Annotated in this window: 11 protein-coding genes; 6 read left to right on the top strand and 5 right to left on the bottom strand. The window is 55.8% G+C overall.

Features of this window, described 5'->3' with window-relative positions; translation table 11 throughout:
* Window positions 1-164 precede the first annotated feature (164 nt).
* Complete coding sequence (gene lpdA, locus QNK41_RS16635) at window positions 165-1,598, top strand: dihydrolipoyl dehydrogenase (protein ID WP_319258938.1); 1,434 nt, start codon at window positions 165-167, stop codon at window positions 1,596-1,598.
* A 431-nt stretch (window positions 1,599-2,029) separates the two neighbouring features.
* Here lpdA and QNK41_RS16630 read toward each other — a convergent pair whose 3' ends face one another.
* Window positions 2,030-2,875, bottom strand: coding sequence for a DMT family transporter (locus QNK41_RS16630; RefSeq protein WP_319258936.1), 846 nt, complete (start codon window positions 2,873-2,875; stop codon window positions 2,030-2,032).
* Between the two features lie 249 nt (window positions 2,876-3,124).
* On the opposite strand from QNK41_RS16630, the gene QNK41_RS16625 reads away from it, so the two are divergent.
* Both QNK41_RS16625 and QNK41_RS16620 read left to right on the top strand, forming a co-directional pair.
* The gene (locus QNK41_RS16625; RefSeq protein ID WP_319258934.1) at window positions 3,125-3,952 is read left to right on the top strand and encodes a motility protein A; all 828 of its coding nucleotides are present in this window, start codon (window positions 3,125-3,127) and stop codon (window positions 3,950-3,952) included.
* 3 nt (window positions 3,953-3,955) lie between these two features.
* Complete coding sequence (locus QNK41_RS16620; RefSeq protein WP_319258932.1) at window positions 3,956-4,789, top strand: flagellar motor protein MotB; 834 nt, start codon at window positions 3,956-3,958, stop codon at window positions 4,787-4,789.
* A 306-nt stretch (window positions 4,790-5,095) separates the two neighbouring features.
* Here QNK41_RS16620 and ovoA read toward each other — a convergent pair whose 3' ends face one another.
* Window positions 5,096-7,219 carry a 5-histidylcysteine sulfoxide synthase gene (gene ovoA, locus QNK41_RS16615; RefSeq protein WP_319258930.1) on the bottom strand — a complete coding sequence of 708 codons (2,124 nt, stop codon included), beginning with the start codon at window positions 7,217-7,219 and terminating at the stop codon, window positions 5,096-5,098.
* A 298-nt stretch (window positions 7,220-7,517) separates the two neighbouring features.
* Here ovoA and cls point away from each other — a divergent pair, with 298 nt between their 5' ends.
* Genes cls through QNK41_RS16605 form a run of 3 tightly spaced genes read left to right on the top strand, consistent with a single transcriptional unit; the run spans window position 7,518 to window position 10,040 of the window.
* Window positions 7,518-8,954: a cardiolipin synthase gene (gene cls / locus QNK41_RS16610; protein ID WP_319258928.1), complete on the top strand. Its 1,437-nt coding sequence runs from the start codon at window positions 7,518-7,520 to the stop codon at window positions 8,952-8,954.
* A 55-nt stretch (window positions 8,955-9,009) separates the two neighbouring features.
* Complete coding sequence (locus QNK41_RS23125; RefSeq protein WP_413815172.1) at window positions 9,010-9,333, top strand: YkgJ family cysteine cluster protein; 324 nt, start codon at window positions 9,010-9,012, stop codon at window positions 9,331-9,333.
* Window positions 9,330-10,040, top strand: a complete 711-nt coding sequence (locus QNK41_RS16605; RefSeq protein ID WP_319258926.1) for an RluA family pseudouridine synthase — start codon at window positions 9,330-9,332, stop codon at window positions 10,038-10,040. The genes QNK41_RS23125 and QNK41_RS16605 overlap by 4 nt, the downstream gene beginning before the upstream one ends.
* 22 nt (window positions 10,041-10,062) lie before the next feature.
* Here the strand turns inward: QNK41_RS16605 and QNK41_RS16600 are convergent, their stop codons facing one another.
* The 3 genes from QNK41_RS16600 to QNK41_RS16590 all read right to left on the bottom strand — a co-directional run.
* On the bottom strand, window positions 10,063-11,418 hold the full coding sequence (locus QNK41_RS16600; RefSeq protein ID WP_319258924.1) for a sigma-54 dependent transcriptional regulator: 1,356 nt from the start codon (window positions 11,416-11,418) through the stop codon (window positions 10,063-10,065).
* Window positions 11,415-13,154, bottom strand: coding sequence for a two-component system sensor histidine kinase NtrB (locus QNK41_RS16595; RefSeq protein WP_319258922.1), 1,740 nt, complete (start codon window positions 13,152-13,154; stop codon window positions 11,415-11,417). Before QNK41_RS16595 ends, QNK41_RS16600 begins: the two co-directional genes overlap by 4 nt.
* A gap of 203 nt (window positions 13,155-13,357) precedes the next feature.
* Window positions 13,358-13,625: hypothetical protein (locus tag QNK41_RS16590; RefSeq protein WP_319258920.1), on the bottom strand; the 268-nt coding region annotated here is incomplete at its 5' end.

Here is a 13,625-nt window from a genome sequence, read left to right as displayed (position 1 = left end):
ATTTTGGTCGAGATCAAGGCGTGCGAAAAATTTTACCGGAGGCGCCCTGAAAGAAGTGCCCTTGGGGTGCATATAGTTGATATTCCGAGGATAAAATTTTTCGCGCAACGCAGAGATCGGGCAAAATAACCATTTATGGATTGGCACTAAGGAGGAATAGGCATATGGCAACACGTGTGACGGTCCTGGGCGCCGGTCCGGGGGGGTATGTGGCGGCGGTTCGTGCCGCTCAACTGGGCGCGGTGGTGACGGTGGTGGAAAAGGAGCAGGTCGGCGGCACCTGTCTGAACTGGGGGTGCATTCCTTCGAAAATCATGAAAACCACTGCCGAGATGCTCGAAAAATTTCACCACGCTGATCAGTTCGGTATACGCCTGGATGGCAGCGCCGTGCTTGACATGCAAAACCTCATGGCCCGCAAGCAGAAAGTCCTTTCCACCCAGATCAAGGGTATCGAAGGCCTCCTGGCCCACCACAAGATCAGCCTGGTTCGCGGCACCGCCCATATCGACGGTCCCGGCAAGGTGTCCGCCACCGGTGAGGACGGGCAGGAGCAAGTCTGGGCCTGGGATCGACTGATCATCGCCACCGGTTCCCAACCTTTTTCGGTGCCGGCTTTTCCCTTTGACGGCCAGTGGATTCTGTCCAGCAACCACATTCTAGAGATCGAGCAGGTCCCCGAATCCATTGTAATCGTGGGTGGGGGGGTGATCGGCTGCGAATTCGCCTGTATCCTGTCCGCCATGGGGGCCGCGGTTATTGTCGTGGAGGCACTGGACCGCCTGCTGCCCCTGCCGTCGGTGGATGCCGGTTGCTCCAAGGTGCTGGAGCGGGAGATGAAAAAGCGCAAAATCAAGTATTACGTGAACCGGGTGGTGGAATCGATCGAGCGGCGTGGTGACGGCTTGACGGTGGCCATCGGTCCCTCCCCCTTTGCATCGGATTTGAAGGAAAAGGACAAGGTCCCGGTGACGGAGACGGTGGCGCAGGCGCTGGTGTGCATCGGCCGGTCGCCCAATACCAAAGATATTGGCCTGTCCACCCTCGGACTTGCGACGGATGCCAAGGGGTGGATACCGGTGGACGACCGACTGCAGACAGGCGTTCCAGGCGTATACGCCATTGGCGACGTGCTGGGCCCGGAGCGGGTGATGCTGGCTCACGTGGCCTCCACCGAAGCCATGCTGGCGGCTGAAAATGCCATGGGCGCCGAGCGCGTCATGGACTACACGGCAGTGCCCGGGGCCATTTTTACCATGCCGGAGGTGGCCTGCGTGGGGCTCACCGAGGCTCAGGCCAAAATCCAGGGAATCGATGCCCGCGCGGATACCGTGCTGTTTCGCACCATCGGCAAGGCCCAGGTCATCGGTGAACTGGCCGGCCAGGCCACCATCATTTCCGATGCCGGCAACGGCAAGGTGCTGGGAGTTCACATCATCGGCCCCCATGCCACTGACCTGCTGGGAGAAGGGACCCTGGCGGTCAGCAATAACCTGTGTGTGGCGGACATCGCCGACACCATTCACGCCCACCCCACCCTTGCGGAGATCATGCTGGAGGCGGCGTTGAAGGGCACAGACAGAGCACTCCACGGATAGGGTGAATGTCCACAACAGGCATCTTTCGGTCCCTGGCGGCGTACTCGCTCGTCGGCAATCCTCGGAATAGGCTTACTATGCCTGCGGTTGCCAACTCGCTCGAGTCTTGCCAGGAACCAAAATCTACCCGTTGTGGGCGTTCACCGTCACACGATTGTCGCATTGGTAGGTGGATTCGAACCTTTCTGCACGGATACGACGATTACAGGGAAATTTTAAATGCTTGATGAAGCTTTACGGTACGGCGACTGAGAACGTCTGCAAATATCTGCCGGTTGCTGCCAGGTAGTATTTCACAGCCAGAGATAGTAGCTTGGGGTTCAGGCCAAGGCCGCAGGGATTTTGGAACCGGAGGCGTAGCAGCGCTACGTCGAGGATTGCAAAATCACGAGAACGCCGGCCTGGGCTGCAAGATGCTGTCTCCTTGGTGGCTAAATCGCAATGAGCACCAGTGCAGCCCCGGCACCGGCCACCCCAAACCACTGCCGACGGCCCAGTCCTTCCCGGAACACCAGCCAGGCCAACAACACGGTGGATGCCGGGTACAGGGACGCCAGAATAGCGGCAATGTCCAGCCTTCCGAGGTGGGCGGCCATTCCGAAGGCGGCGTTACCTGCGGTATCCAGTATGCCTGCCAGGGCGATTAAGACGAACTGACCCCGGGGTGGCGGTGCCAGTTGACGAGTCGTGGCCAGAAGCGTGAACATCAGCGCGATGGCCGCTGCACGGGCCGCCACCAGCGGCCACAGGACAGACTGGCTGCTGGCCTGATCCATGAAAATGAAGAACAGGCCGAACCCCAAACCGGCTAAAATCGAGAGTCGCAGTTCACCGGGTTCGATTTTCGATTTATCCCCCGGAGAAGAAAGAAACCAAACTGCTGTTATGGCGATTCCGAAACCGATCGTGCGCAGCCAGCCGGGAAAACCCTCCACCAACAATGAAAAGGTCATGGGAACCAGGGCTGTCACTACCGCTGACAGCGGTGCTACGAGCCCCATCCGTCCCTGGGCCAGCCCTTTGTAAAGTCCGACCAGGCCTAACACGCCGAAGATTCCAGCCAATCCGCCGAACAACAGGTGCCTTACCGGTGGCATGCTGCGGGCAAAAGCTGCCGCCAGACAAACCAGAAGGGTGCCGCCGATCAGCTGGGAGAAGAGGATCACGGTGAGCGCGTTCCCCCGCCGGGAGGCAAAACCGCCGGCAAAATCGCCCGCCCCCCAGACCAGGGCGCTGCACAGGCCGCAGACCACGGCCAAGGTTTCCGGATTGATCATATCAGCACCTTCTCGTCCCTATTTGCCGGTATAGCCTGCCAGCCCGGCAATTTTTTCCCGATAAAAATATCGCTTCTGCCCAGAATTGTCCCTTCTGGGGCTGTTTTCGAGTGTCCTGTCTAATGGCACAAAAACTGCTTAGAGAAAAGCAAATAAGACAAAGCAAATAAGGAAAAAGCCAAATCGAACGTCTTCGTGCGTTTAAAGTATAGAACCGACGTTAACAACACCCGCAGGAGGGTTCACCACGTGGTAAGAAACTGTCTTTTAATGATTGGTCTGGTCTTTTTTTTCCTCTTTGCCCGCAATGTCATGGGCGACATTCCGCTTCTCGTGAACTTCAGGAGCGGGGCATTGGTATTGGTTGGCACGATCGTTGGCGGTACGCTGGCATTTCCCGTCCATACCCTGCGCGGCTTTTTCACCAGCCTGGTCGACAGCCTGAAACCCAGACCGAAAACCGTAGAAGACCTGATCAGTCACATTATCGTATTGGCCCGCCTGCAGCGGGTCGCCGGTCTGGGTGAGATGAACCGGAAAATCAACGCCCTGCCGAACCCGGTTCTACGCCGTGGTTTTCAAATGATTCTTGATAATTTCGACCCCCCACGGGTCGAGATGATGTTGGGAAAGGAGATCAATCTGTATTTGGACCAATTGCAGACGCAGCTCAACGTGATCAACCGGCTAGCCAGGCTCGCACCGGTGTTCGGCTTTGTGGGTACGATCATCGGTCTGATAAATGTGTTGAACCACATCGGCAGTTCCGCCCAAATCGGACAAGGTATGGCGACGGCCCTGTTAACCACCTTTTACGGCCTGGTCTTTGCCAATTTTGTGTTTCTTCCGATCGCGGGCAAGTTTGCCGAGCACATCAGGCGCGAGGCGCTGATGCTCAATGTGGTTTTCGACGGCGTCATGGGTGTGTGCAATCAACGACCCCCGCTGGAAATTGCCCACAGTCTGAAGTCTTATGCAGAAGTTGATTTCTCAACGCCGCCGCCGATGTCGCTTCGAAAGGGTCATCGATGGAATCTGTGGGGCGACGCCGCCAAACAGCAGGAACTGGCGAGGTAGCAGATGGTCGACAATGCGGGTCAGTCAACGCCATGGCGGTTCACGCCGAGCGCCGACAAAGGCTTCGTTGCCCGGTTTTCTTTGGCAGAAGAGGCGAAATCTGCCGAAGAAGACGCGTTTTTGTGGAGTATGGCGGACCTGATGACCCTCCTGCTCGTTTTTTTTGTTATGCTATACGCCAATGCTATCAATCGGCCTGAAACCGCTGCACAGGAACCGGAACAAGCCAGCACGACCGTCGCATCGTCATCGGTTATCCATTCAGACGCTCTCCCTGAAGTCCCCCCTGCTGACTCCGTCCCGACGGATGAGACCGTGGCCCCGAATCCGGAGCCACCGGCAGCGAACCTTCAACCCCAGGAGGAGGGATCCTCTGTCGAACCGTTGAACCAGGCAATGATTAACGACCTGAAAGAGAGCTTCAGCAATGATTTTTACGTCCGGTGGGACAAGAAACAGCCCGTATTTGTTCTGGGCGAGCGGATCACGTTCAATATCGGCGATGCGGAACTGTTGACCGATGCTCAATCGGCATTGAAACGGATTGTCGATTGGATTGCCCCGCAGCGTCACTACCAGATCATCGTATCAGGTCATACCGATGACATTGCCATCCGTACACCGAGGTTTCCATCCAATTGGGAGCTGTCTGCAGCAAGAGCCGCCAGTGTCGCCAAATTTCTGGCGTCTCACGGTATTGCCCCGCAGCGGTTGATTATTCAGGGGAAATCGGAATTTCACCCGTTGGTGGCCAATACGTCAGACGAGAATCGACGGGCAAACCGTCGGGTTGAAATCTCCCTGGTCAAGGGCGAGCGGGCAGCGGGTCGTTTTTAGAACGGGTCTCATCGCTGCCCCCAAAGGCCCACTTTTATTGTTAAGCACGCGAGTGCTGATTAGTTTACCCCAGCGTTGCAAAAGCGGGAGGGTTTCAGAGCCAAGGCGCCGAGGGTGACGCCGTAGTCCTTTACTGCAATCCCTTGGCAACGCGGGATCTGGAATCCTCCCGCTTTCCCGAAAGGGTAAAAACATGAGAAAATCATTGTTTTTGCAGGAATTCACATCTGGTGGACTCCCGAACATCCGGCAGGATTAAACGTTTTCTCTATTTTTACAGAATGTTAAAATAATTTCCCCATGTTTTTATGCAACGATGGGGTTTACCCGCTCCCAGGCCGTCATCTGGCTGACGGTGTGCTGAAACTTGCGCCGGGTTTCACGGATGACGAATTCAACCTCCCGGGGGGTGCCGATCATCTGAAAATGACCAACCAGTAGGTCTTTCAGCCCGTCCAGTGTGGTATACGGCTCACCGTCCCTGCGGCCGCCGCCCACCCAGTTTTCGCGAAGGGTGAATTCCTCCAACCAGGTGTAGGGCGAGGTGAGGACCAGAACCCCACCCATGTTGAGCCGCTGATGAATGGTGGTGAGAAACTTTATTGGGTCGTAAAGCCGGTCGATGAGATTGGCCGCCAGGACCAGATCGTAGCCGGTGAACTGCGGCTTGAGATTGGTTGCATCTGCCTGAAAAAATTCCACCCGGTCGGTGACGGTGTCCAGTCCGAACTCGACCAGATGCCGTTCATGGTAGGAGACGATGTCTCCCTCTTCCACCTGCTCGAAGTGGATGACGCCTTTTTCCTGCATCTGGAAGGCGATGCGGATAAAGCGGGCTGAAAAGTCCAGGCCGTTCACGAAGTCGAAGGTCCGGGCCAGCTCGAAGGTGGCGCGTCCCACGGCGCAGCCCAGATCCAGGGCCCGCCGCTTGGGTCGGCCTTCCATGACGGCAACGGCAAGCCGGGCGCATTGCAGCGGAAAGTTCTCCACATTGAAGTAGGGCTCCCCGAAATGAAATTCGCAATACTGGGAGACCACCAGGTCGCTCTCATACATGGCCTCAGGCAGTTCCACCGGGTGTTCGGATGCCACGTAGCGAAAGCCCGCGTGCTGGAAAAAATGACGCCGGAATGCGTAGCGGGAATCGCGGGTGGCCTCGTTGCCGGTGGAAATCCAGGACCCTCCCTTGATAAGGTTGTGGCGGGTGTCGAAGGTGGGCGTGGAGAAGTCGTCGTAAACCGGATGGACCGCAAAGCCTGCGAATCCGGTGGTGGGCGTCTCCGTCCATTGCCACACATTGCCGATGAGGTCGTAAAAGTCACCAAAGTGAAAACGGTTTACCGGACACGACGAGGCCCAGTGTTCCAGATTGATGTTGCCCGGCGCGTGATCCCAATAGGGCTGGTCCGGGATGTCGTGCAGATCGTGCAGTCTGTACCACTCGTCCTCGGTGGGCAGCCGGATGGTTTTGCCCCGCTTTTGGGCCATCCAGTTGCAAAAGGCCTTGGCCTCCAATTGGTTGACCTCGACGGGCCAGTCCCATGGCATGGGGATGACCCGCGTCATGGTCCGGAAACGCCAGTCCCCCTCCGACGGGATCCAGAAGAGCGGGTGGCGCGCTTTAGAATAGCCGGCCCAGTTCCAGCCTTCTTCAGTCCAGAGGGCCGCGGTTGCATAGCCGCCGTCCTCTACGAACGCCAGGTACTCCCGGTTGGAAACCAGGTAGCGCGAAGCTGAGAAATCCTTGACATCGAAGGTGTGACTGCCAAATTCGTTGTCCCAGCCATACAGGGGATGGTCTTTGGATTTTCCCAGCACCACCTGGCCGCCGGGCACAGGCAGTAGTTCGTTGTCCGGCGCCGGACCGGATTCCGTGCAGATATCCCACAAGGGCAGATGGCGGACCTGGTCGATGGGCATTCGCCGGATGATGACCGAGGAAGTCTCCAGGTGAATCCGCTGGTGTTCGATGCCCATTATGATGGTCCAAAACGGGTTATCCCAGGTGATGGGCAGGGTAAGCGGAAACTTGCGGATGACGGTATCTACGACGGCGCGCACCTCGTCCCGGTAGGCTTTCACTTCTGCCACGGCGGGCCATTCATAATGGGTGTCGTCCAGGTCGTCCCAGGACATTTCGTCCACCCCCACCGCAAACATGGACTCGAAGGTTGATTTGATGCGCTGATCGATGATTTTAGCAATGATCAGTTTGTTGATGTAGAAAACACCGGTGTGGCCCAGGTAAAAAATCGGCGGTTGCCGAAGCGGTTCGGCCCGCAGGTAAAAGGCGTCATCAGATGCCAGGGTGTCGTAGAGCTTTTCATCGAGGGTGAAGGTCTTATGGAAATAGTCCAGGATTTCCTCGCGCTTCGCTTCAGGCGTGCCCGTATTCAAAATGGTTGTCCGTGTGTTTCGTAAATCTGTCATAACGCCCTCCCCGTAGATGATATACCCCCATGTTGAACGAGCAATGTTAAAAAATCAGTTTACAGTTAAACTTCCGAAAACACAACTAAAATGAAGGACTCACCGGTTGCTGGACTATCCTTTCGCCCCGTCTGCACGGGTCCTCGCCTGCAAGCCCGGGGAACAGCCGGGACGAGTTTCGTTGCAAACGCAGGGAATCATATGCTAAAAACTGTAGCAGTGTGTTGGCCCCAGGCCGGGCTGTTGAACACCGACAATTTTTTGTTGTCCTTTCCCACTGAAAAAAGGCAGCATCGTCATGCCCGTGGCACAGATCGCCCTTGAATACTGGTTGTTGCTGATTCCACTGATCCTTCACGGTGTGGGCATCCTGTTCATTTTCGACGTCATCATGAACGGCCGGACCAGTCAGGGCACCATCGCCTGGGTGATGGCCCTGTTTCTCTTCCCCTACCTGTCCGTTTTCCTCTATCTCATGTTCGGGGCCCGGCGAGTCCAGAGCTCCGCGGTCGCCCACGAGTCCGGAAGCACTGCCATGCACCACCTGGGAAGAGATCTCCGGCTGGATCAGCGGCTCGGCTGCCTGATGGTGCGTGATACGCCCAAAATCGATGTTCTCAGTGATATTTACCACCTGCCGGTCATGGTCGGCAATCGCTGTTCCCTGCTGATCAACGGCGAGGCCACCTTCGATTCAATCCTGGAAGGGATCCGGTCCGCCCGCAGCTATGTGCTGATTCAGTTTTTTATCGTCCGCGACGGCGAGCTGGCCAATCGGCTCAAAACGGTGTTGATTGACAGGATCAAGGCTGGTGTCCGCGTCTATTTTCTCCTGGATCAGATCGGCTGCGTGGGTCTTTCCCGATCATACATCGAGGCGTTGAGGCGTGCCGGCGTCAACGTCGGCATCTTCCGCATGGGCAGTGGATGGCTCAACCGGTTCCGGATCAATTTCCGCAATCACCGGAAAATCGTGGTTGTGGACGGCACCGTGAGTTGGGTGGGAGGCCACAATGTGGGTGATGAATACCTGGGCAGGAGCCGGCGTTTCGATTTCTGGCGGGACACCCACGTCAAAATGGAAGGCCCGGTGACCCTGGCCGTACAGCTCTGTTTTGCCGAGGACTGGCATTGGGCCTGCGGGAAGCTTCCGGAGATATCCTGGGACCCGCCAGCCTGCATCGGCAGTGAACCGGTGCTGTGCATCCCCACAGGTCCCGGGGACTTGGTGGAAAGCTGTTCGCTGATGATGGTGCAGGCCATTAACCTGTCCAGACATCGGTGCTGGATTCTGACCCCCTATTTCGTGCCGGATGTGGCGGTGATCAAAGCGTTGCAACTGGCTTCCATGCGGGGGGTGGATGTGAGGATCCTGATTCCCGCCAATCCGGATAAGCGGGTTGTCTGGTGGGCGGCGCACAGTTACCTCTTTGAAGTGGCCGTGGCCGGGGTCCGGATGTACACCTACCGCAAGGGCTACATGCACCAGAAGGTTTTTCTGGTGGACGACACCCTGGCCGGCATCGGCACGGTCAATCTGGACAACCGCTCCCTGCGGATCAATTTTGAGATTACCATGGCTTTTACCGATCCCGACTTCATCCGGCGGGTGGAGAAGATGTGCCTTGACGATTTTGCCCTCGCTGATCCTCTGACCACCGACGATGTCTATCGCCGATCATTGGCTTTCCGCCTGGCGATCCGGACGGCACGGCTGTTTTCACCGATATTGTGATATGGGATTTTGCTTAACAGCTGTTGAAAAATAATACTACCGACATAATTTGACTATGAAGAATATCATATCATTCGAGATCTGCAGCCAATGTGCTCAATGTTGTAAGAATTACCCATATGTAGAATTGTCTCAATATGATATCGATTTGTTGGAACAAGTCACAGGATTATCTTTCGAGATGTTTACAAACCCTAAGGGTAATGTAATTGAAGACTATTTTTTAAAATTCAGAGAAAATGGATATTGTTTTTTCTTAAATGAGAAGAAGGGCCGTTATTCTTGTGGTGTATATAAATCAAGACCTGAAATTTGCAGGAATTTCCCATCAAAACCCGTACAGGCAGAAAACTGTTTGGTCGTTTGTAAACAACTATGATTAAATCAAAAATAAAAATAAGAACCAAATATGTGCCTGCAGGCATCAAGATCCTTTATGAGGATCGAGACATCATCGTGATTGAAAAACGCTCAGGGCTGTTGAGTGTCAAGACCAATTACGAAGCAGAAAAGACGGCGCATCATTTGCTTATCAACTATGTCCGAAAGGGTAACCCGAAGTCAAAGATCAAGCTATTTGTCGTACATCGGCTGGACAGGGATACGTCCGGCGTGATGATCTTTGCAAAAAGTTTTTCAATTCGTGAGAAATTTGTCGAGCAGTGGGAAAGTGTAGAAAAAAAATACAGAGCGGTCGTCTATGGTCATTTAGCAGAAAAAAATGGCATAATAGAGTCTTTTCTTGCCGAAAGAGATGATTATAAAATGCAATCGGTCAAGAATCCAAAAGATGGTGTTTTTGCCAGGACGCAATACAAAGTAATAAAAGAGTCCAAGGATTACAGTTTACTAGAAATTCAACTGTTGACGGGGAAAAAAAATCAGATTCGTGTTCACTTTTCAGAAAAGGGGCATCCTGTTGTCGGTGACAAAAAATACAGCAAGGACGCTAAGGGACGTTTGGCGTTGCATGCATTGTCGATTCGCTTTAATCACCCATTTACGAATGAAAAGATGACGTTTGAAACGAAAATGCCCGACTATTTTTCGACTTATTTCAGCCCGCCGGGCCGGATCGAGATTTGAACCACAACACCCAACCCATCCGTCAATTGATGCCGTAAGCCTTGAGCTTCAGCTGCAAGGTGCGGCGGCTGATGCCCAGCGTTTCCGCCGTTCGTGTCCGGTTTCCACCCATGTCTTCGAGGGTTTTCAGGATCATTTCTTTCTCCACCTCTTTCAGGGATCGGCCCGAGGCTAGCACCGGCTCTCTGGGCGATTCATCGGCGTCATGGACTTGAAGCGTACTGGGGAAATGCTCCGGGCCCACCCTATCCCCCCTGGCCATGATTACCGCGCGCTCGATGACGTTCTCCAGTTCACGGACATTGCCTGGCCAGGCGTGACGAAGCAGAAGATCCATGGATCGGGGGAGAAAGCCTTTGAGGCTGCGGTGGTTCTTTTCGGCATACCGCTCGAGAAAGTAGTCAGCCAGCAGCGGTATGTCGGCGGAGCGGTTTCTCAGGGGCGGCACCTTGATCATGACCACATTGAGCCGGTAGTAAAGGTCTTCCCGGAAGCGGCCGGCGGCAATTTCATCTTCCAGGGTGCGATTGGTGGCCGAAATGATCCGGGTGTCGACACGCACTGTCCGGGTACCGCCCACCGGTTCAAACTCCCCTTCCTGGAGGACGCGCAGGATCTTGGCCTGGGTGGCCGGTGCCATTTCCGCGATTTCATCCAGCAGGAGGGTGCCCCGGTCCGCCAGCTGGAACCGTCCTTTTTTAGGCCCGGTGGCACCGGTAAAAGCCCCCTTCTCATGTCCGAACAGTTCGTTCTCCAGCAGCGTTTCGGGAAGGGCGGCGCAGTTGACCTTGACGAAGGGGCCGTCTTTGCGGAGGCTGTTGTGGTGGATGGCGTTGGCCACCAGCTCTTTGCCGGTGCCGCTTTCGCCCTGAATCAGAATCGTGGCTTCCGACGGGGCCACCAGGGACAGGGTTTCGAAGAGCTCCCGCATGGAGGGGCTGCGGCCGATGATGTCTCCGAAATCAAAGCGTGCGTCCAACCGTTCTTTAAGATTGAGGTTCTCTTCTTCAAGTCTGCGGTGATGCAGGGTTTTGAGCACCAGGATTTTCAGTTCATCGACGTCGATGGGCTTGGTGATGTAGTCATGGGCCCCGGCCTTGAGGGCTTTTACGGCCGAGCGGACCGATCCGAAAGCGGTCATGATGACAACCGGAGTACCCGGACTGATCTCGACCATCTTTTTCTGGGCGGCATCCCCGTGCATGCGTTTCATGCGCAGGTCCATGAGCACCAGATCGAAAATGGTCTTCTCCACTGCGCCGCAGGCCGTGTCACCGTCGTCGGCCTCGTGCACCTGGTAGCCCTCGGTCGACAGGACGGCCTTGAGCATGGTCCGATGGGGGGCGTCATCGTCTACAACAAGGATTTTGGCGGTCATGGATTTACCTTCATATTCCTTAAGGAGAGAGTGAATCGGGTGCCGCTGCTTTTTTCCGCTGGCGGACTTTGCACATTGATGGTGCCGTCGTGGTTTTCGGCGATTTTACGCACCATGGCCAGTCCCAGACCGGTGCCCCGTTCGCGGGTGGTGTAAAAGGGTTCGAAAATTTTTTCCTGAACGTCCGGATCAATGCCCGGACCGTTGTCCGTCACCTGGATTTCCACCCCTGCGCCTTCATCGACGGTGGACGCCCGGATGTCCACAGCGCCTCCCCTTTCAATGGCGTTGATGGCATTGAGCATCAGATTCAGCAGGGCCTGGGTGATCTGGTTAGGATCCAGGGTCGTTCGCGGAATGCCGGGTTCACAATCAATCTGGATCTCAACGCCATGCTTTTTCGCATCGGCGGAAACCAGGGAAACCACGTGATCGATGAGATCGGGAAGCATGGTGATCTCCGGTTCCAGGGTCATGGGCCGCGAAAAATTGAGCAGGTCGGTTACGACACGGTTAATGCGGTCGATTTCACGCACCATGACATCGGCGTATTCCCGTTCGGGTGTCTTTTCCCCGTGGCCCCGCCCTAAAAGGTAGGCGAATCCGCGGATGGAACTGAGCGGGTTGCGGATTTCGTGAGCCACCCCGGCGGCCAGTCGGCCGACGGCCGCCAATTTTTCAGTGCGCTGCACCTGTTCTTCAAGCCGTTTGATTTCGCTCATATCCCTGATCACGACCACCGCGCCGCTGGGACTGCCGGTTTCATCCTGGATGGGCGTCACGGTCAACATCAGCGGCAGCCAATTCCCCTTGCCCCGCTGATAACGGATCTCCCGGTTCATCACGGGCACGCCCCGGTGGATCGTCCGGGCGATACCGGTTTCCTGAAAGTCGAAAACTGTTTTCAGGTCGAGGTGGTCGATGGTCGTTGTCGGCATGCCCAGCAGAGACAGCGCCTGCTGATTCCAGGAGACCACCTTTCCAGCGGTGTCGATGCTCAACACGCCGTGGGCCATGCTGGCGAGCACCTGCCGGGTGTAGTCCCGGGTTTCCTGCAGGGTCCGGCTGAGCAGGTAATAGCTTCGGATCACGATAAAAAAGTAGATCACGCCGCCACCCAACGCCAGAACGATTCCGCCCATGATCATGGCATGCTGCAGGTCCGACTGCCGGGCGGCTTCATAGGCCGCCATGGTCATTCCCAGGTACACGGTAGCCCGGGAATGAACATGCGTCGGTGATACGTTTGCGGGATCTCCGGACGATGTCCGGGTGGGATCCAAATAGAAGTTCATGGGTGTGAAGGGCTTGGCCACCTCATAAACGTGGACACCGTCGGGCAACCGACGTACCCGGGCACGGACATCTTCGGCCCCATCGAACTCAGGACGCCAAAGCGCCCGCGTACCTTCCAGGGAGGGGATGGAGTGGTGCACTACCTCGCCGGCAGCGTTCACCAGGTAAAGGTAGTTGACGTCGCCGGACCTGCCGATTTCGTGGACCAGATTCCCGATGGCATCCTTGCCGGCCATCTGCATCATCATGCCGGCCCGGGCCCCGGCCTCCAGCGCATTGATCAGGGTCAGGGCCTGGCGCTGGACGGTCTGCATGGCGGCGTTGCTTTCTCGGTTCAGGTTGCGGTATGTGGACACGCTGATAAAGACCAGCAACAGCAGAACGACAAAAAGAATGGTAAGGGCTGTCAGATAGAGTTGTCGACGGGGGACGACGGTCATGGCCGGTATTTTTCCTTCATTGAGGGGGGCGGCTTCACTATCACTGCGGCCCTGATCCGAGCCTCAATCTACCCTTTATGGATGGACACTGCACCGAGATTGTTTTTCAACAAGAATAATACGGCAATGGCACGAGTGCAAATTTTTTGCGCACCTATCCGATGGAGGGGTGGTAAAAAAATTACGCGATCCGAATCGTTTTTTCAGGACCGGTGGTGTGACTTCGGTATGGCTTTAAACCACATTTCCCACAGCGCTCGTAGCGATACATAGGCGAATACCGCGGCAAACAGGCCCCCGCCGGGCACGTGCAGCCAGAAAAAGGCAGGTGATACAAAGGCTTTCAGCCACATGGCCAGAATGTCGACCAGTACCCCTATAAAAGGCAGCACTACCAGCCAGGTGCGCAGCGAGGAACCGACGTCCAGCCAGATGGTGATGGCCCCCACGAAGATGAAAATCATACTCATG

The organism is Desulfosarcina sp., assembly GCF_033791525.1.
In the GTDB taxonomy this organism is placed as follows: Bacteria; Desulfobacterota; Desulfobacteria; order Desulfobacterales; family Desulfosarcinaceae; genus Desulfosarcina.
Note: the sequence above shows the minus strand (reverse complement) of the source record. Positions and strands in the feature narration are given on the sequence as shown.

Coding starts and splice junctions, on each gene's coding strand:
- QNK41_RS16605 (WP_319258926.1), top strand. CDS start 9,330: ATGATTAAATCAAAAATAAAAATAAGAACCAAATATGTGCCTGCAGGC.
- cls (WP_319258928.1), top strand. CDS start 7,518: ATGCCCGTGGCACAGATCGCCCTTGAATACTGGTTGTTGCTGATTCCA.
- lpdA (WP_319258938.1), top strand. CDS start 165: ATGGCAACACGTGTGACGGTCCTGGGCGCCGGTCCGGGGGGGTATGTG.
- QNK41_RS16630 (WP_319258936.1), bottom strand. CDS start 2,875: ATGATCAATCCGGAAACCTTGGCCGTGGTCTGCGGCCTGTGCAGCGCC.
- QNK41_RS23125 (WP_413815172.1), top strand. CDS start 9,010: ATGAAGAATATCATATCATTCGAGATCTGCAGCCAATGTGCTCAATGT.
- QNK41_RS16600 (WP_319258924.1), bottom strand. CDS start 11,418: ATGACCGCCAAAATCCTTGTTGTAGACGATGACGCCCCCCATCGGACC.
- ovoA (WP_319258930.1), bottom strand. CDS start 7,219: ATGACAGATTTACGAAACACACGGACAACCATTTTGAATACGGGCACG.
- QNK41_RS16595 (WP_319258922.1), bottom strand. CDS start 13,154: ATGACCGTCGTCCCCCGTCGACAACTCTATCTGACAGCCCTTACCATT.
- QNK41_RS16620 (WP_319258932.1), top strand. CDS start 3,956: ATGGTCGACAATGCGGGTCAGTCAACGCCATGGCGGTTCACGCCGAGC.